This is a genomic window from Candidatus Bathyarchaeia archaeon, assembly GCA_035283685.1.
Lineage (GTDB): Archaea > Thermoproteota > Bathyarchaeia > Bathyarchaeales > Bathyarchaeaceae > DATETJ01.
Genome location: DATETJ010000002.1, coordinates 137521 through 154088, shown reverse-complemented (window position 1 = coordinate 154088; position 16568 = coordinate 137521). Strand labels below are relative to the sequence as shown.

The 16568-nt window shown below is 47.3% G+C and carries 17 protein-coding genes and 2 tRNA genes; 12 read left to right on the top strand and 7 right to left on the bottom strand.

The window, feature by feature from the left end:
• Positions 1-90: 90 nt before the first annotated feature.
• Positions 91-1506, bottom strand: coding sequence for an NAD(P)/FAD-dependent oxidoreductase (locus tag VJ249_00855; GenBank protein HKZ93116.1), 1416 nt, complete (start codon positions 1504-1506; stop codon positions 91-93).
• A 207-nt stretch (positions 1507-1713) separates the two neighbouring features.
• Here VJ249_00855 and VJ249_00850 point away from each other — a divergent pair, with 207 nt between their 5' ends.
• Positions 1714-2331 carry a DUF47 family protein gene (locus VJ249_00850; GenBank protein HKZ93115.1) on the top strand — a complete coding sequence of 206 codons (618 nt, stop codon included), beginning with the start codon at positions 1714-1716 and terminating at the stop codon, positions 2329-2331.
• 60 nt (positions 2332-2391) lie between these two features.
• On the opposite strand, the gene VJ249_00845 is transcribed toward VJ249_00850, so the two are convergent.
• The 3 genes from VJ249_00845 to VJ249_00835 form a co-directional block, all read right to left on the bottom strand.
• Complete coding sequence (locus tag VJ249_00845; GenBank protein ID HKZ93114.1) at positions 2392-3168, bottom strand: hypothetical protein; 777 nt, start codon at positions 3166-3168, stop codon at positions 2392-2394.
• Positions 3169-3170: 2 nt separating this feature from the next.
• Positions 3171-3968 (bottom strand): GNAT family N-acetyltransferase, encoded by a 798-nt coding sequence (locus VJ249_00840; GenBank protein ID HKZ93113.1) that lies wholly within the window; start codon positions 3966-3968, stop codon positions 3171-3173.
• 90 nt (positions 3969-4058) lie between these two features.
• Positions 4059-5246: a DUF72 domain-containing protein gene (locus VJ249_00835; GenBank protein ID HKZ93112.1), complete on the bottom strand. Its 1188-nt coding sequence runs from the start codon at positions 5244-5246 to the stop codon at positions 4059-4061.
• 90 nt (positions 5247-5336) lie between these two features.
• On the opposite strand from VJ249_00835, the gene VJ249_00830 reads away from it, so the two are divergent.
• From VJ249_00830 to VJ249_00815, 4 genes are all read left to right on the top strand, one after another.
• The gene (locus tag VJ249_00830) at positions 5337-5996 is read left to right on the top strand and encodes a metallophosphoesterase family protein (protein ID HKZ93111.1); all 660 of its coding nucleotides are present in this window, start codon (positions 5337-5339) and stop codon (positions 5994-5996) included.
• Positions 5997-6059: 63 nt separating this feature from the next.
• Positions 6060-6854: an FKBP-type peptidyl-prolyl cis-trans isomerase gene (locus VJ249_00825; GenBank protein ID HKZ93110.1), complete on the top strand. Its 795-nt coding sequence runs from the start codon at positions 6060-6062 to the stop codon at positions 6852-6854.
• Between the two features lie 256 nt (positions 6855-7110).
• Positions 7111-7296, top strand: a complete 186-nt coding sequence (locus VJ249_00820) for a hypothetical protein (protein ID HKZ93109.1) — start codon at positions 7111-7113, stop codon at positions 7294-7296.
• A gap of 70 nt (positions 7297-7366) precedes the next feature.
• A complete protein-coding gene (locus VJ249_00815) occupies positions 7367-8491 on the top strand; it encodes a winged helix-turn-helix transcriptional regulator (protein HKZ93108.1) in 1125 nt (374 codons plus the stop codon).
• Between the two features lie 30 nt (positions 8492-8521).
• Here the strand turns inward: VJ249_00815 and VJ249_00810 are convergent, their stop codons facing one another.
• Both VJ249_00810 and VJ249_00805 read right to left on the bottom strand, forming a co-directional pair.
• A complete protein-coding gene (locus VJ249_00810) occupies positions 8522-9040 on the bottom strand; it encodes a 4Fe-4S dicluster domain-containing protein (protein HKZ93107.1) in 519 nt (172 codons plus the stop codon).
• 35 nt (positions 9041-9075) lie between these two features.
• Positions 9076-10941: an aldehyde ferredoxin oxidoreductase family protein gene (locus VJ249_00805; GenBank protein HKZ93106.1), complete on the bottom strand. Its 1866-nt coding sequence runs from the start codon at positions 10939-10941 to the stop codon at positions 9076-9078.
• Positions 10942-11061: 120 nt separating this feature from the next.
• Between VJ249_00805 and VJ249_00800 the strand changes: the two genes are divergently transcribed.
• The 3 genes from VJ249_00800 to VJ249_00790 all read left to right on the top strand — a co-directional run bounded on the left by VJ249_00800 (position 11062) and on the right by VJ249_00790 (position 13182).
• Positions 11062-11349, top strand: coding sequence for a MoaD/ThiS family protein (locus tag VJ249_00800; GenBank protein ID HKZ93105.1), 288 nt, complete (start codon positions 11062-11064; stop codon positions 11347-11349).
• 86 nt (positions 11350-11435) lie between these two features.
• Positions 11436-12041 (top strand): FAD-dependent thymidylate synthase, encoded by a 606-nt coding sequence (gene thyX / locus VJ249_00795; protein HKZ93104.1) that lies wholly within the window; start codon positions 11436-11438, stop codon positions 12039-12041.
• Between the two features lie 76 nt (positions 12042-12117).
• Positions 12118-13182 (top strand): Xaa-Pro peptidase family protein, encoded by a 1065-nt coding sequence (locus VJ249_00790; GenBank protein ID HKZ93103.1) that lies wholly within the window; start codon positions 12118-12120, stop codon positions 13180-13182.
• Positions 13183-13216: 34 nt separating this feature from the next.
• Here VJ249_00790 and VJ249_00785 read toward each other — a convergent pair.
• A tRNA-Ile gene (locus VJ249_00785) sits at positions 13217-13291 on the bottom strand.
• Positions 13292-13395: 104 nt separating this feature from the next.
• On the opposite strand from VJ249_00785, the gene VJ249_00780 reads away from it, so the two are divergent.
• From VJ249_00780 to VJ249_00765, 4 genes are all read left to right on the top strand, one after another.
• Positions 13396-13582: transfer RNA gene (locus VJ249_00780), tRNA-Tyr, on the top strand.
• A gap of 553 nt (positions 13583-14135) precedes the next feature.
• A complete protein-coding gene (locus tag VJ249_00775; GenBank protein HKZ93102.1) occupies positions 14136-14783 on the top strand; it encodes a 4Fe-4S binding protein in 648 nt (215 codons plus the stop codon).
• Between the two features lie 90 nt (positions 14784-14873).
• Entirely contained in the window at positions 14874-15584 is a 711-nt protein-coding gene (locus VJ249_00770; protein ID HKZ93101.1) for an acetate--CoA ligase family protein, read from the top strand.
• A gap of 65 nt (positions 15585-15649) precedes the next feature.
• The gene (locus VJ249_00765) at positions 15650-16522 is read left to right on the top strand and encodes a hypothetical protein (protein HKZ93100.1); all 873 of its coding nucleotides are present in this window, start codon (positions 15650-15652) and stop codon (positions 16520-16522) included.
• Positions 16523-16568: the final 46 nt, after the last annotated feature.

Below are 16568 nucleotides of genomic sequence, written 5' to 3'. Positions count from 1 at the left end.
AGGTTAGAAGCTTAACATTGCCAACTTCCCGCACCGAAAGAACTCTGGCTAAGCATAGGTATAAAAAACTGATGCAATAATCTTCTGTACCTAAGCTCTTTCAACCGCCACTTGGTTGGCTTTTTTCTCTCGCTTCGCAATTTCTCTAGCTACGATGAGGCCTGAGGCTGAAGCTTGAATCAAACCTCGAGTGACGCCTGCGCCGTCGCCAATCGTGAACAGGTTACGAATTCTGGTTTCCAGGTGGTTGCTAAGCTCAAGCCTCGATGTGTAGAACTTGACTTCAGCGCCATATAGAAGCGTGTCTTTGGAGCTCATTCCTGGAGAAACATAGTTCAAAGCCTGGAGCATTTCACGTATATCGGCTACGTAGCGGTAAGGCAGAACGAAGCTTAGGTCGCCTGGTGTCGCGTTCTTTAATGTTGGCACAACTAGACTGCGGCTGATTCGTTCCTCTGTGCTTCGTCTGCCCGCTTCCAAATCGCCTAGGCGCTGGACTATTATGCCGCCACTCAGAAGATTGGTAAGTCTTGCAATATATTTGCCGTAGGCAATGGGTTCACGGAACGGTTCAGTAAACCTTGTGCTTACCAGAATAGCGAAGTTTGTGTTATCGGTCTTGCGTTCAGCATAGCTTTGGCCGTTAACTGTTATGATGCCCCCGTAGGACTCGGTTATTACTTCGCCTCGTGGGCACACGCAGAAAGTACGCACGTGATCATCGAATGATTTGGAGAAATACACAAACTTGGGCTCGTAAAGAACTTCGGTTAGATCTTCCATAACTGAGGCTAAAACTTCTATTCTGACTCCAACGTCAACTGGGTTGTTGAGCGTCTTTAAACCAAGTGTCTGGGCTTCGGTCTTAAGCCATTCTGCGCCGCTTCGGCCAGGCGCAACGATTACGTATTTGCCCTCAACTTTTTCGCCTTTCTCAGTTTCCACGGCTTCGACTCGGTCGCCTTTTATGTCTAGGCTTTTGACTTCGACGCCTGTTTGTATGTCGACTTTGTCTTTCAAGTGGCGGCGCATGTTACGCAAAACTTGGAGGCATTGATCAGTGCCCATATGACGTATTTTCTGGTGTATCAGTTTGAGTCCCGCGAAGGCTGCTTTTCGTTCGATTTCGTCAATTTTGTCCAAGTTTGTGCCGTAGATGTTATTGGGCGCGCCGAATCGGCGATAGATGCTGTCGGCATAGTCTATGTATTCGGCCAGTTTGTCTTTTGTTATGTAGTCGGTGAGCCACCCGCCTATTTCGGTGGAGAGGTCGAGTTTGCCGTCGCTGAAGGCTCCTGCGCCTCCCCATCCTTGGAGCAACGTGCATGGGTCGCAGTTGACGCATCCGAAGCCTCGGCTTGCCGGGCAGCGGCGTTTCTCCAGGTCAGGTCCTTTCTCTAGCATGAGGATTTTGAGTGGTTGCTGGTTGTTTTTAGTGAGTTCTAGGGCGGAGAATATTCCGGCGGGACCCGTACCCACGATGATTACGTCGTAGGTTTGAGGCAAATTGAAGCACTACCTGCGGGTTGGAGTGAAAGCCCAAAAGATGATAATGTAACCCACATATATGCTAATCGGTAAAGCGTAAAAACGGTCTGAGAACATAGGCATTTTTTTAAGCGTGAGTGCAATTTTATTGTGCGTATTGCTTGACGGCGGGGTTCGAATTTGGAGCGGTGGTTTGCTGAACGGCGGAAGTCTAAAGTTATGGAGATGGCTTATCGCGAGATAACTTTGGCTATAGACACGGTTACTGAGCTGGAGAAAGCTATGATCGCAGCGTCGAAGAAAGAGACTGGCGAAGCTAGGAGGGCGATTGAACGTTTGTTTGTGGTTGAAACTGAAATTGATGAATTGCGGCGTTCGGTTTTTGAGGAACTTACTCGTGGGAGTTTGCCGCCTAAAGATCGGGAAGACATCATGCATTTGGTCAAACGTTTGGATACGATGGCTGATCATGTGAAGGACGCGGGTCGTAGCCTAAAATTGCTTTTTGAAGCTCAGATGCCCAAGGACATTTGGAGCGAGCTAGTGGATATGACCAAGGATTTAGTTGAGGAATCTGCGACACTGAGAAAGAGTATTGAAAGGCTTGGCGTAGACGCGGTTGAGGTTCGGACATTGGCAAAGAAGGTAGACGAGATTGAGACCCGGGTTGATGAGCGTTATCTGAAGCTTAGGGAGATGTTGCTTAAGCATGGGCATGATTTGGATTCGGGTACGCTTCTTATTCTCCGAGACCTGCTGCAGTCGCTGGAGGAAGTGGCTGACAGCTGTGACGATACAGCCGATTATGTTAGAATATTGACAGTGACCCGAGAAACGTCTTAGTTGCTTTCTGCTACGGAAGTGTGTAACAGCCTCGAGCATTTGCTCTAGAAAGCATCAACATTACCAGTAATCCATTATGAGAAACTGCTTCTGCAGAAACAAACTTTTCAGAAGCCGGCCAATCTGTTTCTTGCCACTCTGAGCCTTTACCTCAAGTTGCCCAGTTTTGAGGCATTCCAGCGCATCGGCAACGCCAAAGATCAACTTCGTCAAGACTGATGGATCAAGCTTAATCTTGAAGTCGCTAGGCTGGTTTGTCCAGACAACAGAATTCACATTTTCACCCGCTTTCTGGAAGAAGATGCTACGGCCGTTGCACTCCATTTGAACTAGACCGTTCCAGTTTCGAACTTGCTTCAAGCGGTTTGCGAACACTGGTGTGAGTTCATTGAGCAGCTTTTGAACGTCCAAGACTGCATACATGAACACGTCAGTCGACTCGGATTCGAAGAAACCCAGCCGTGAGAACAGTTTTTGAAACGCTGGATTCCTAATCGAACCGGCAGTTATTGCAGATACTTTCTTCTCCATGAAAACGGCGTGGACTTTTTCGACCAATGGTCTGGAGACATCATCAAAACTGTATTCGGGGTCAACGACTACCTCTCTGTATTCGCCTCGGTTAAGCCTCTTCTCTATTCGGGCATGCAAGTAGGCGATGATTCGGTTTTCCCTGTTGAGGGTAACCCAGTTTATATTTTCCTTTTTTCGTAGCATGATTCTGTATTGTTTTATGGTTCTTGAGGCTGAACCCACGAACTGCCTCGTGAAGTTGTTGTATGCTTGTAGCATCTGCTGTGCGTCTCCCCTCGTCGCCTGGCGCATTGTTGTTTCCATATCTAGTCTCTCCAGTCCCATTTCAGAATGCGTCTCAGTATTTGGATGTCTGCTGGTTCACCCCTCTGTACGGTGAGCTTTCGTGTTTCAACTGCGTCCTCCCACTGAACAGCTCCTCGAAGTATTTTAGCGTAGGTTTGCAAATCGGTGTAGAACTGTATGTCAGGTTTTTTGGGGGCTTTCTTCAGATGTTGGAATCTTTTGTTCCTGAATCTAAAAGAGAGTACTCCGACCTCTGTTATACGTGCCGCCACGGTTTTGTCCCAACCTTCAAGCTTTCTGGTCGCAAGTTTGGAGTCTTTAAGGGCTATGTTGAGATAGCGGACCCATCTGGCGAAGATGAACGGGTAATCAATGTACTTCAAGTATGACCGGGCGGTGGCAATGTCGACGAACCCGCAGCGCTGGTAGATTCCATGACCTGGGCCATCAGTGTCGGTATAGAGCGAAGCGTTAGAGAATCCTTCTTGCTTAGCGTGGCGCAGGGCCAGACTGAGAAGGTTGGTCAGTATGCCTTTCTTCCTATGATCTGAGTCCGTGCAAACGCCTGCAACTCCAGCCGTCTTTATGAAGACTCCTTCGCCGTGATGAAGTTGCTTTTCCTCCGTGTTCACATGGCTAACTACTTTGCCGTTTGCGACGCCTATGAAAACGTCTTCTGGCCGAATTGTTGCCCGTCTGTGCCATCTTCTGATTAGGGTAGGCGTTACGTGTCCAAAGCATTCGCTGAAAATCTTGGCTAAGGCATCTTCGTCTCCTTTCTGATAGTTGCGAACACTGTACTGAACAGGTTTCTCCAAGCGCGATTCTCCGCTAGTAAGAACTTTTATTTAGGCGTGGAACTCGACCTAAAGCTTTGTTATGGTATGAGAGAGAGTGTTCTGCTAAATCTAGGCTACATAAGGCTTGAATTCCCATTTTTCCCTTTCAGCGCCTATCTTTTTCAGAATTCCGACTGAGATATCCTCATGAACGATCATCATGATTTTGCCCACATGCTTACAGAATTGCCGCACAGGTGCAGACCTGCTCCAGTCCGGGCAATCATGCAGGATCAGCCGCTGTTGGACGTCAATAGAGATGTGATACTCGCGCACCTTGGCTTTCACACTATCTTCAAACGCGTGTTCAATAGACACCTCATCGTCCTTTATTTCCCTCGCTCGTTTGATTCGGTTGTCATCCATGAAAACTTTTAGCAGGTCGCTTAGCTTCATACCTGCGATTTTCTCGGGCATGAAGGCAGTCAACTCCATGGAAGGTTTGGGAGGCGGCGCCTTCAGCTTGGTTTCTAGATAGGTTCCGACCTTGTCCTTGACAGTCTTCTGCTCTTTGGTTATTATCTCGAGCATCTCGGCCATCTCCAAGCTGTTCTTGACTGCATAAGCGTGGTAATGATTGTTGAAGTAGCCAAAGACCTTCTTTGCCTTCTGGGCTGCAGCTTTTACCTTGGGCACCCAAGGTTTGAGTTCTTCGGTTTTGTAGTGGTAATTGTACCAAGGTTGTTCGCCTTTGCCGTGCCATCGAATATAGGCGATGTCAGCAGTTACATGCATGTCCGGTGGCAACAAAGGCTCGTCTACAGCAGTGTAAGCCACTTGGTACTTCTCCAAGAGCCTGAGTGCTTGAGGGTCCGTCCAAGATGGGTGACGAAACTCCACGGCCAACCTGAATTGAGTTGGAAACAGAGCGAAGAAGCTTTCGAGCAAGTTGAGGTTGAATTTGAATCCCGGAGGCAACTGGGCCAAGAGGCAGGCAAGTTTGCCATTGAACTGCAAAGGCTCCATTAACTCGAGAAACCTGCTCAAGTCCTCTTCAACGCCTTTCGCCGGATCAAGTTTCTTTTCATGAGTGATCAATTGAGGCAATTTGGCTGCAAAGATGAAGTCTTGTGGTGTATATCTAAGCCAGCCGAAGACCATGCCTTTAGCTGGATAACGATAAAAGGTGGAGTCGATTTCGACTGTTTTGAAAACACGCGAGTAAGTCGTCAGCATGCTTTTTTCGCCTTCTCGGTAGAACGCTCCAACCCACTCTTTGTAAGACCAACCTGAACAACCGAGCCACACATTATCCATGCTTTTTTCGCCTCTTTTTCACAAACAATATAGACACTGCTACCATGTAATATTATTTCATTACTGGTCTCATCAAGAGCTTGGATTACTATGAAGCTAATGGTCACTTCCGACTTTCACGGAAGCACAGAGGCAGCGCACAGAGCAGCTGCAAAAGCCAAGCAAGCTGAGGTAGATGCACTAGCCATCTGCGGAGACATAACTCATTTTGGCTCTGTAAAAGATGCAGAGAAAACACTAGCGCCCCTGATAGCGCTAGAACTGCCAGTCTTCTACGTGCCCGGAAATTGCGATCCATCTCAACTTGCTGAAGCGCAGATCAACGGCGCCACAAACATTCACGGAAAGTGTCAAAAGCTGAACCACGTTTCCTTCATAGGCCTCGGAGGAGCACCTGCCAGCCCGTTTTACTCTTGGTTTGAATTGTCTGAAGCCCAAATCATGAACACTTTGGAACAGGGTGCAGACCGTTGCTCGGCGAATCGATGGCTTGTGATTATCTCACACGCGCCCCCAAAAAACACTGCCGCTGATTTGGCGTTCTCCAAGGTTCACGCAGGCAGCGTCAGTTTGAGAGCATTTATTGAGGAAAGAAAACCTAGCATCGTGTTTTGCGGGCATATTCATGAAGCAAAGAGCATAGACCGCATAGGCGACACCATCATAGTCAATCCCGGACCTGTCAGACATGGAAGTTGCGCCGTAGCCGCGCTGAAAGACAAAATTGAAGTCAAACTTGATGAGGTTTGACTCCCGTGTTTAAAGTTTAAAAGTGGATGTGATAATGTATAGGGAATCGCGAGATGACGTTAAATGCCCTATGAAAAAGGAGACTTCGTACTCATCGATTACACAGCCAAAGTTAAGGAAACAGGCGAAGTATTCGACACCACAAGGGAAGATGTAGCGAAATCTGAGAAGTTATACAAGGAAGGCGAAATCTATGAGCCCAACCTTGTAGTCGTAGGCGAAGGCTGGGTTCTTAAGGCCTTGGACGAGAATATACTCACACTTGAACTGAATAAAGCCATGCCTGTAGAGATTCCGTCTGAAAAAGCGTTTGGAAGCCGTGATCCAGACAAGGTGCGGCTAATTCCATTGAAACGGTTGATTGCAAAAGGCATAACACCACAGCTCGGCATGCGGGTAGAATTCGAAGGCAAACTGGCCATTGTCAGAACTATTGGCGCTGGAAGAGTCCAGCTTGACTTTAACCCACCGTTAGCAGGCAAAACCCTTGTGTACGAAGTCACTGTTCAGAAGAAACTTGAGACGAATGAAGAGAAAATCAACGCGTTGATTCACCGTCGAATACCGTCAGTTGACACCGCAAAATTCGACGTCAAAATAAAGAAGGCGGCGGTCGAAATCGAGGTGCCTGAAGAAGCCTTTTATATTGAAGGCTTGCAAGCGGCCAAAAGAGGCATAGCTATAGATATACAGAAATTCTTCGCAGAAAAGGAGACAATCAAGTTCACCGAAAACTTCACAAAGAAAGTGCCCGCAGTAGAGAAGCCTGCTCCAAAAGAAACGGCGCCTGAACAGCGAAGTGAGACAAAACCAGAGCCAACCAAGACTCAAGCCGTGCAAGCTACCGACGCCTCGTAGACTCTTACAGAATAACAGTTTTTGATACACAATCGCGCGCTGCAACTTAGGTACGAACTTTGCCTAAGAATAACATCGCGAAGTAATCCTTGTCGAATGAGCTTGCTTAGCCCCTAGCCTTGCGGCTTTCAGCTGTTTTTGAATCAGTATTCTGATTCTGAATCGGGCATAGATGCTATTTTCCAGATGCACCCTTCTGTAGTAATCTCATACGAAAATGGCCGTTATGCGACGAAAAATAAAGGAGGTGAAAACATTGAAGGTGAAAGTAGTCATCTTGCTCGCTCTTGCCCTGTTTGCCTTTGCCATGCCAACAATCACGACCTTCAACCTGTCTGTCCGGCAGCTTTACGGTTCCTCAAACATCCTCACTGGATATGATGATCCGCCTGTGCAGCCCACGGGAGATCCAATCGACGACGAAGGGAACATTCCACATTGAGCCAACTTAAATAGTGGTAAATGATAACTTCATATAACTGGATAACATAAAAAGAGGCGGGAAATAGCCTATGCCGAAAAAGTTAGAGTTCAGAGATTTGAGAACAATAGAAGCCTTGGAAGTGGAAGGTCCCAGAAACATTACAGAAGTAGCCCGAAAACTTGGCATGCCCGCTGAGACGTTGCGAAAAAGAGTGCGACGTATGACTTCCCGATTTTCCTTACGTTTTTACTTGAACATTTATCACGCAAACCTCGGACTTAAAAAGGCAGTTGTCTTCGCCCAAGCAAACCCTGGATACGAGAACATGCTCTTCGACTCGCTGAAGACGAACGACTTCTGGCTCTCCATAAACCGCTGCTACGGTATGAACGAAGGATGCTTTGCAATCTATACTATTCCAAGCAACCAAACTGGCGACTTCGAAGCGTTTGTTCGGCATTTACAGGATATTGGAGTTGCTAGCCAATCTAGGCTTGTCTGGTCAACCTGTTTCCATTATGTGCATCTGACAAGCAAATGGTTTGACAAGGCTTCAAAAATCTGGAACTTCAAATGGGATGACTGGACCAAGGAAATCCCTAAGCAAGGAGTTAAACTGCCACCCACACTACTAGATCCCGAAGAATTTCCCATAAAGGGGGACAAAACGGACATTTTAATTTTGAAGGAACTCGAAAAGAATCCACTTATCAGAATGACCGAACTAGCTAAGAGGATTGGAATATCTCAGCAACTCGCGGCATATCATTATCTTAGACACATTAAAGAACAAGGTCTGATCGAGAGCTTTGAGATTGCCTTCTCGTACTTTGACAAACCCTCATCAGACAATTTCGTGTTCCTATTGGAGTTCAGCAATTATGAAAATTTCGCCAAGTTTTCATCGTCCCTTTTAGATAAACCATTTGCCCGAGGGTTAGGCAAGGTCTTAGGTCAAAATGCGTTACTTGCCCATTTGTACCTGCCAAGAAGCGAATTCAGGAGATTCGTTAGCGACTTGTCAGGTTTCATCCGCGCGGGAATGCTAGAGAACTACAGCTACATAATCCTCGATCCTTCAAAGTCCCTGCGCCAAACCATCTCATACGAACATTTCGAGAAAAAGAAATGGCAATATAATCACGAGAAGCATATTAAAAACCTAGAGAAAATCGTGAAAGATCAAGGTCCAAGCAAGAGAGCCGCTGCTTAAAGGCGAAGGTCTGACCTGAAAAGGGGAAGCTTAAGGTTTGATGCCTTGGGCTTCCATGGCTTCCTTAAAGAGCTTCTTTGAAACAGCCAGCCGTGCCTTTTGAGCCATAATGTCTCTAGTGACGAAGTCCAGAGCTTCTTCAGGGCACCATTTGACGCATTCAGGATCGCCTTCGCAGGTGTCGCAGATGCGCACAACCTTTTTCTCTGGGTGCAGAGTTATGGCACCGTAGTCGCAGGCTTCGATGCACCAACTGCAGCCATCGCACTTCTCATCGTCAATCATTATTGTGCCTGTCTGCTCAGACTGCTTTAAAGCATCTCTTGGGCACGCAGTTACGCATGGAGCTGGACTACAAAGTCGACAGGCAATTGAGATGTTAATCAATGGGTGCAGACGCATTGTTCGGATTCTGGATTTCTGAGCGCTGAATGCGTTTTCCTTTTCCAATGAGCATATGTACTCGCAGATTGCGCATCCTGTGCATTTCTCGGGGTCGCATGACACTAGTTTCCATTTTGCTGCTTCGGCTTTTGGGACCGCTGCCATCAGTATTCCTCCTTTTGTTCCTCCATTTTTTGGTTTCATTTTCTATGCGGTTCAAGCTTGTCTTTAACGATGTAGGCAAGGTCTTCCATACCCAACTCGTTTAGTTTCTCAAGCGTGGGTACGCCTTCTTTGTTCCATCCGCGAACCTCGTAGTAATCGTCCAACAGCAGATCGAGATCCTCCTGGCTGACGAAGCTTCCCTTGGATGGGCCTTCATCTGGTATGGGTACATGCATGACTTTCCATGGCAGCGTGTCGTCTTTTCGGGTTAAACCTTCCCTTATATTGATAAGTCTACCTAAGATGTTGATGCGTTCTCCAGCCTTCTGCAGTTCCTCAGGACGCATCTCGATGCCCGTGACAGCGTTGTAGAGGGCGGCCAAATCTTCGTATCCCTTCACGTATGTGCCTCTTGAGAATTTGCATACCATGATGGAATCGATTACTGCGTACAAGTCTTCGGTTTCCTTTACCAGTTTGCCCCTGCCCTTCTCAGCCTTGAAGCGGTTCACTTTGCCAGCTACGTCAGGTCCGTAAGCGCCGTGTCGGTTGTGATCCGCGCCTCGGAAACACACGGCATAGCCTAAAGCTGCAGTTTTAAGTCCTCTGATGTCGTACCCAGTCATTTCAACGCCTTTTATGTGAACAGCGTATTTGTAAGCGTCTTTGCCGACTTTATCGGCAGCAAGTTTCACGCCTTCAGCTAGGACATCGCCGAAGCCTTCGCGTAGGCTTACGCGTTTTATCATCTCGATCATGGCTTCTGGGTTGCCGAAATTCAGTTCTAATCCGGCAGTTTCCTTGCTGAGAAGTCCGTTTTTGTAGAGGTCCATGGCGAAGCTTATAACGAGGCCGATAGAAATGGCGTCTACTCCATAATAATTACTCAGGTCCATTCCTTTCAGAATGGCGTCTAGGTTGCCGACGCCGCAGTTCGGTCCCATAGCCCACAAAGGCTCATATTCAATACGGGTCGTCGTTCCCTTGTACGGGCCCTCTGGAACCACGGCTATGTGTTCGCATCGCATAGCGCAGGAGGAACAGCCGATTATTTTCGCTACGAAACGCTCGTTAAGATATTCTCCGCTGATTTTGTCAGCTCCTGAAAAGACTGCACTAGTGAAGTTATTAGTAGGCATAGCGCCCAATGCATTCAACACAAGAACGTTCTCAGGTGTTCCAAGCGTTCGATATTTTCGAGCTGCTGGCCCTTTCATTCGTTCATGCTGAAGCTTCACAAGCTCAAGCAAGCGCTCTTTATTTGCCACTGTTATGTCCTTTGAGCCTCTAACCGCTATGGCCTTGAGGTTCTTTGAACCCATTACTGCTCCTAAGCCTGTCCTTCCACAAGCTCGACTTTTCTCGTTTATGACGCAGGCGATTCTAACTAGTTTTTCGCCGGCAACGCCAATCGATGCCACGCGGATGTAGAAGTCTTTCAGTTCTTTCTTTATTGCATCCTCGGTTTCCTGAGGTGATTTACCCCACAGATATTTGGCATCCATCAGCTGCACTGAATCGTCGTCTATCCAAAGATAAACTGGTTTCTCAGCCTTTCCGTAGAAAATCACAGCGTCGTATCCTGCTCGCTTAAGCTCTGTGCCGAAATGTCCGTGGGCTTTAGCCTCGCCAACCCCGAAGGTTTGTGGAGACTTCGACACGAATGCATGTCCGTTTCCACCTGTTGGAACCATTGACCCCGATAGCGGTGCGGTGGCAAGCAAAAGGGGGTTTTCTGGGCTAAACGGGTCTACGCCTGGCTTCGAAAGATCAAGGAAAAGGCGCATCCCTAAGCCTATACCGCCAATGTATTTCTTGGCTAACTCCTCCTTGAGAGGCTCAGTCCACATTTTGCCGCTTGTTAAATCAACATGCAGAATCCGTCCAGCGTAACCTAACATCTTAATAGCTCCCTTTCTAAACTCTTTCCCATCATTGTGAAAGAAGAATCACATTACCCATTGGGAATATTTAAGTTTTCTATGAGTAACAAATACTAACAGGAACGCGAGGTCCTCAACGTGAAGGTGAAAGTACAGTACTTAGGGTTCATAAAAAACCTCATAAAACGAAGCGAAGACGAATTCGAGCTTGAGGAAGGAGCCTCGCTGTCGGAAGTTTTGAACAAAATCGCCAGGTTATATGGCAAACCTTTCCGGAAAGAAGTGTTCGAACCCGGACTCAAAGACGTGAAAATGGGCTTCGTAATAACCGTTAACGGCATCCTGATGGGACAACTGCATGGAGTGAACACACAACTGAGCGATGGCGACAACGTTATTCTAATGTCGCTCATGAGTGGTGGCTAAGGGCTTAACTCCTGACAGGCAGAAACCAACATAAGCAAGCAGTTATGAGAAGCAAGAGCATTCCTACTCCGTATGGAGGGTAACCTATGCAAGTCAAACTACTAACTTACACTGGTAAGCCTGAACTAGTGTGCGCCAAGGCAATGAGAGCATGTCGAACCAAACAGCCTGCAAGCGAACTGGAGCTGTCCAGCGAAGACGTGGCCAGACTGATTAGGAGTGCACGTAAACTGGAGCACTTCTCCGTATTGGAGCATGCCTCTTTCACCTTTTCGATTTCGGGCATATCTCGAGTGTGTAGTCATCAACTGGTCAGACACCGAATGGCGTCATATTCCCAGCAAAGTCATAGAACAGTGGCAATGACACGCTCAGACATCGTAGTTCCTCCATTAATTCATGAGAATCCCCAAAGCCTGACAATTTTCAAAGAATGCGTGAACACTGCCTTCAAAGCCTTCGATGAGCTAGGCAGGTTAGGCGCGAAACTAGAAGATGCCCGCTATGTCCTACCCAACGCTTTGAAAACAAACATGACTCTGTCCATGAATGCTCGAGAGCTAATCCACTTTTTCAAGCTTCGATTGGCTGCATCGGCTCAATGGGAAATCAGAGTGCTCGCACAAAAAATGCTGCAAGAAGTCAGAAAAGTGGCGCCTAGAATGTTTGAAAACATAGAGCCTAAGAGCTGAAACGCATCTTCAGGGATATGGCAAAAGTTATAGTTCGATAGCTTCTAAATCGTCACTAAAGTGAGATGAAATCGTCGTGGCGAATCGGGTTCAGCTTCTGCAAAGATCCTTAGAGAACAGCAAGTTAGAAGGATACTTGGTCTCTGATGAAACCAGCATACTGTATTTCACAGGTTTTTACGGCGCGTATCGTCTGCTTGTGCCCAAAGAAAGCGAAGGCCTGCTCTACGTCTACAGTGTCAACTACGAGGCAGCCAAAGCCACAGCTAAGAACTGCACAATCGAACTTCTTCAACGAGGAGAAGACGCCGACAAAAGGCTTGCCGACAAAGCCAAGAAACTCAAGTTGAAAAGCGTAGGCTTCGATTCACTCGAAGTTTCAGCCTACAATAAACTCAAGAAGACGCTCAGAAGCGGAAAGCTTGCCAGCGCCAGTCAACTAATTTGGGATATGCGCAAGGTGAAAAACCAATCTGAGATAGCCTGCATCAGAAAAGCAGCACAGTTAACCGATGTTGCCGCGAAAACAGCGCGCGAAGTCATCAAGCATGAAATACGAGAGTACGAAGTTGCAGCTGAAGTGGAATACGTCATGCGCAAACAGGGTTCACAGGGCGCAGCCTTCGACACCATAGTAGCTTCAGGCCCAAGATCAGCGTTTTCACATGGCGGATGCACAAGTAAGAAGATCAAGAAAGGCGAACTAATCCAGTTTGACGTGGGCGCTCGCTGCCAAAACTATGCCGCTGATTTGACACGCACCTTTCTGATTGGAAAGCCCACGCCCAAGCAAGCAAAAATCTACGAAATAGTCAAAGAAGCGCAAGAAAAAGCCTTCCAAAAAATCCAAGAAGGGGTCAAAGCAAAACAAGTTGACGCTATCGCCAGAGCGCACATCAAGAAACACGGTTTTAGCGATAATTTTGTGCACGGTCTTGGTCACGGCGTCGGCTTAGCTGTGCATGAGCCGCCCACATTGAACTCAGCAAGCAAAGACATCCTGAAGGCGGGTAACGTTGTGACAGATGAGCCGGGCATATACATAGTTGGCTACGGAGGCGTCCGAGTCGAAGATACTGTACTGGTCAAGAAAGAAGGAGCTGAACGGTTGACCAAAGCGTCCTACGAGCTAACTGTTTAACTGAGCAAAAAGGCGTTCTATTCGTTCCGAATAATGGGCCCGAAGGGATTTGAACCCTTGACCAACAGGTTATGAGCCTGGCGCTCTAGCCGTGCTGAGCTACGGGCCCGTGTCTACTATCTTCGATTTAACGTTCTCATTTAAGCGTTTTCACCTCTCACAACAAACGAAACGCATAAATCAACAGTTTTTGACTGATAGCTTTGGTTGGCACGGGCGGTAGCTCAGCTTGGTAGAGCTTCCGAGTCGATAGGCGCCCTAAGCCTTTCGGCGGAGACGCTGTAGACCTCTACCGCAACTGGTAGTAGGGTCACCCAGCCTATCAAGCACACAACAAGTGTAGGCGCCGGACAGTGCAGAAACCGGTGTGTCGCAGGTTCAAATCCTGCCCGCCCGACCACAGCAAAATCAGTTTATATTCTGACTCTTGGCTAATGCAAATTCCAACCTAGAAAACGCCTTGTAGACATTGGGAAGTTGCATCAGTGAACAACCAACGCAAACAAGTGGAATTTGAGAAAGAGATGCAGGGCTATTTTCTAATCGCGAGCGTCACCTTATGAGGAACGATTGGGGTTCTTGCTAAGCCATCCTATTAGCGCGGCTGCTACTTGGACTCTGATGTTCTATGGTGACGGCATAAGAGCGCCTGCGATGTCTCCAACAATTCTCCTTTCTTCATTGCCGGCCTATTACTGTACAGCTGTGCATTGAAGTATGTTAAGCCTCGAAGGGAAGAATTCCTTGTGTAATGGAGCCTTTGTCAGCCGCAGTGTTAACTGCAGTCGCCGTAGGAGAAGAATTCCACAGTTTTCAGATACTAGGTGTAGTTCTTGCCTTGATTGAAGTCATTTTGTTCTTTAAAAAGGCCAAGCAATCGTAGCAGCCATATCAGCTTAAATATCTAAGTTCACTTCTCACAAATTTCCCACAACTATGCGGAGTTCGTTCCTGTGAAAGAAGAAGAGAATGACTGGACGCGCGAGCAACTGCAAAAGGATTACGTTGAACAAATGACGGCAGTCACTGTACCAGTCAACATCTCAATTCACGGTCAACAGACAATACTTGATCTATCAACCATAGAGAAAATCCTCCGAGACGCCGAGATTATCAGCGTTGAAGATTGTGGTTGCCGAGCGAAGTGGCATAAATGCGACGCGCCGCTTGACGTGTGCATCAGCCTTGACGACGAGGCACGCGAAGCCATCAAACGCGGGGCCAGAAGAATCTCTTCAGCTCAAGCACTTGTGGTTCTTCAACGTTCACATCGTTCAGGCTTAGTGCACATGGCCTACACGCTTAAAGGCACAGAAAAACCTGAAGTCATTTGTAGCTGTTGTTCATGTTGCTGTCATTCATTAAGCGCCTTGATCAGGTTTGGCATGCCAAATGCTGTTGTAGCATCAGAGCTGATAGCCCAACAAAACTACGATACGTGCAATAGCTGTGGAACGTGTGTTCAACGCTGTCAATTCAAAGCGAGGCAACTCGACTCGGGAAGCAAACTAGTTTTCAACTCTGACAAATGCTTCGGCTGCGGTTTATGTGTCAGCACTTGCCAAACAAAATCAATAGAACTGGTCAGAAGAGGCAATTGACCCAGTAGTCCATGCTTTACCACAGACTTTAAGATACAGTCATGCAGAGTATTCCACTCCGGATGTAGCTTCAAGGTCGATGATTTCAGTATGATGAAATCTGTTGACATGTTCGCCCAAGCAAGAAAGGAAGGTAGAAGCTACTTGCTTGAGCCTGAAGCGAAAATTGTATGCATGGAATATGGCATACCAGTCACACGTTTCAAAGTTGCACTTACGCAAGATGAGGCAATGGGATTTGCCGGCCAGATCGGCTACCCGATCGTTCTTAAGATTGTCTCCCCTGACGTCCTTCACAAATGGGATGTGGGCGGAGTCGTGCTCGATCTGAAAAATGCTGGTGAGGTGGAAGACGCCTACAAAAAGATATTGTTAAACGTGAAAAGACACAAACCTGACGCCAAAATTGTTGGCGTGCTCGTGCAGGAGATGGTGCCTTCCTCAACTGAGGTCATCGTGGGTTCCATGAAAGATCCCCAGTTCGGACCCGCCTTGATGTTCGGATTAGGCGGAATCTTCGTTGAGGTCCTGAAGGACGTTACCTTCCGCATCGCGCCCATAACTGTGGCGGATGCGAAAGAGATGATAACAGAGGTCAAGGGGTACCCGATTCTCAAAGGTTACAGAGGTCAGCCGCCAGCCGACATTGACGCCATAATAAGGATCTTGATGAGCACATCAAAGCTTGTTATGGACCACATGGAAATCAAGGAGCTTGACCTTAACCCCATCATGGTTTACGAGAAGGGAGCAAAAACCGTAGACGCCCGAATCATCATCGAGCAGACCATCAGTAGCTAGATGATTAATGAAGCGACATGTGCCAGGACCGATGGTCGATAAAGACTTGGAAGGTATGGACTTCATTGTCAAGCGAAATTGAGCAAAGAATACAGGAGCTTAACCTGCAACTAGCCAAAGCGAGACAGGAAAGAGACCAACTGAGCCAGGAAGCCAGAAAATGGGCTGAAAAAAGAAATGAGTACCATGAACAGATCAGACAACTGCAAAACGAAGTCAAAAACCTCAGAGAAAAACGCGACGAGACAAACCTGCAAGTGCAAATCCTAAAAGCGACACGAGAAAAGGCAAAATCCCAGAGAAAAGAAAGACAGGGGCAAGCCGCGAAACTCAAAGAAAAAATGAAGTCACTTACTGAACAAAAACCGTCAGCCAGATCTGACGAACTTGACAGGCAGATTCAAAGCCTCGAATGGAAGATTCAGACGTCATCGCTTTCCATAAAGGACGAAAAAGAACTTGTGGAACAGGTTAGGACACTTGAAACCCAACGAGCTGCTAGCAAGCAACTACACAATCTGAAAAACTCGTTACTGGAACTGCAGGCTGAGGCAAAAACATTTGGAACTCAAGCCAAACTTGAACACGAAAAGCTTTCTCAACAGGCAGACCAAAGCCAGGAATTTCACCAGAAGGCGCTCGAAACCTCAAATAGAATACGGACTGTTCGGCAGAGCGCAGACGAAGCACATCAAAAATACTCAGAACTTCGCCAAAAAGCGGACAGGGCGCATGAGAAGTTCCTTGAAATCCAGCAGCAAGCCAGATCGCTGAAAGAAGAGCTGGAGATGAAAGCGAAACAGCGGTATGTGGAAAAGGAGCAAGCGCTCCGAACGGAAGCGACGGCTAAAGCTAAAGAAAAGATGAAACGCGGCGAAAAACTTACTTGGAACGAGTTCAAGCTGCTTTCCGAACAGGAAGAGTCAACGGAACATTAAAGAACACAAATTCACAACATTAAAGTGCCAGTGGACATGTAGCAGA

Excerpts from the sequence above, each read along its gene's own strand:
- VJ249_00770 (HKZ93101.1), top strand. The coding sequence starts at position 14,874 with ATGATGAAATCTGTTGACATGTTCGCCCAAGCAAGAAAGGAAGGTAGA.
- VJ249_00810 (HKZ93107.1), bottom strand. The coding sequence starts at position 9,040 with ATGGCAGCGGTCCCAAAAGCCGAAGCAGCAAAATGGAAACTAGTGTCA.
- thyX (HKZ93104.1), top strand. The coding sequence starts at position 11,436 with ATGCAAGTCAAACTACTAACTTACACTGGTAAGCCTGAACTAGTGTGC.
- VJ249_00805 (HKZ93106.1), bottom strand. The coding sequence starts at position 10,941 with ATGTTAGGTTACGCTGGACGGATTCTGCATGTTGATTTAACAAGCGGC.
- VJ249_00835 (HKZ93112.1), bottom strand. The coding sequence starts at position 5,246 with ATGGATAATGTGTGGCTCGGTTGTTCAGGTTGGTCTTACAAAGAGTGG.
- VJ249_00815 (HKZ93108.1), top strand. The coding sequence starts at position 7,367 with ATGCCGAAAAAGTTAGAGTTCAGAGATTTGAGAACAATAGAAGCCTTG.
- VJ249_00830 (HKZ93111.1), top strand. The coding sequence starts at position 5,337 with ATGAAGCTAATGGTCACTTCCGACTTTCACGGAAGCACAGAGGCAGCG.
- VJ249_00825 (HKZ93110.1), top strand. The coding sequence starts at position 6,060 with ATGCCCTATGAAAAAGGAGACTTCGTACTCATCGATTACACAGCCAAA.
- VJ249_00845 (HKZ93114.1), bottom strand. The coding sequence starts at position 3,168 with ATGGAAACAACAATGCGCCAGGCGACGAGGGGAGACGCACAGCAGATG.
- VJ249_00850 (HKZ93115.1), top strand. The coding sequence starts at position 1,714 with ATGGCTTATCGCGAGATAACTTTGGCTATAGACACGGTTACTGAGCTG.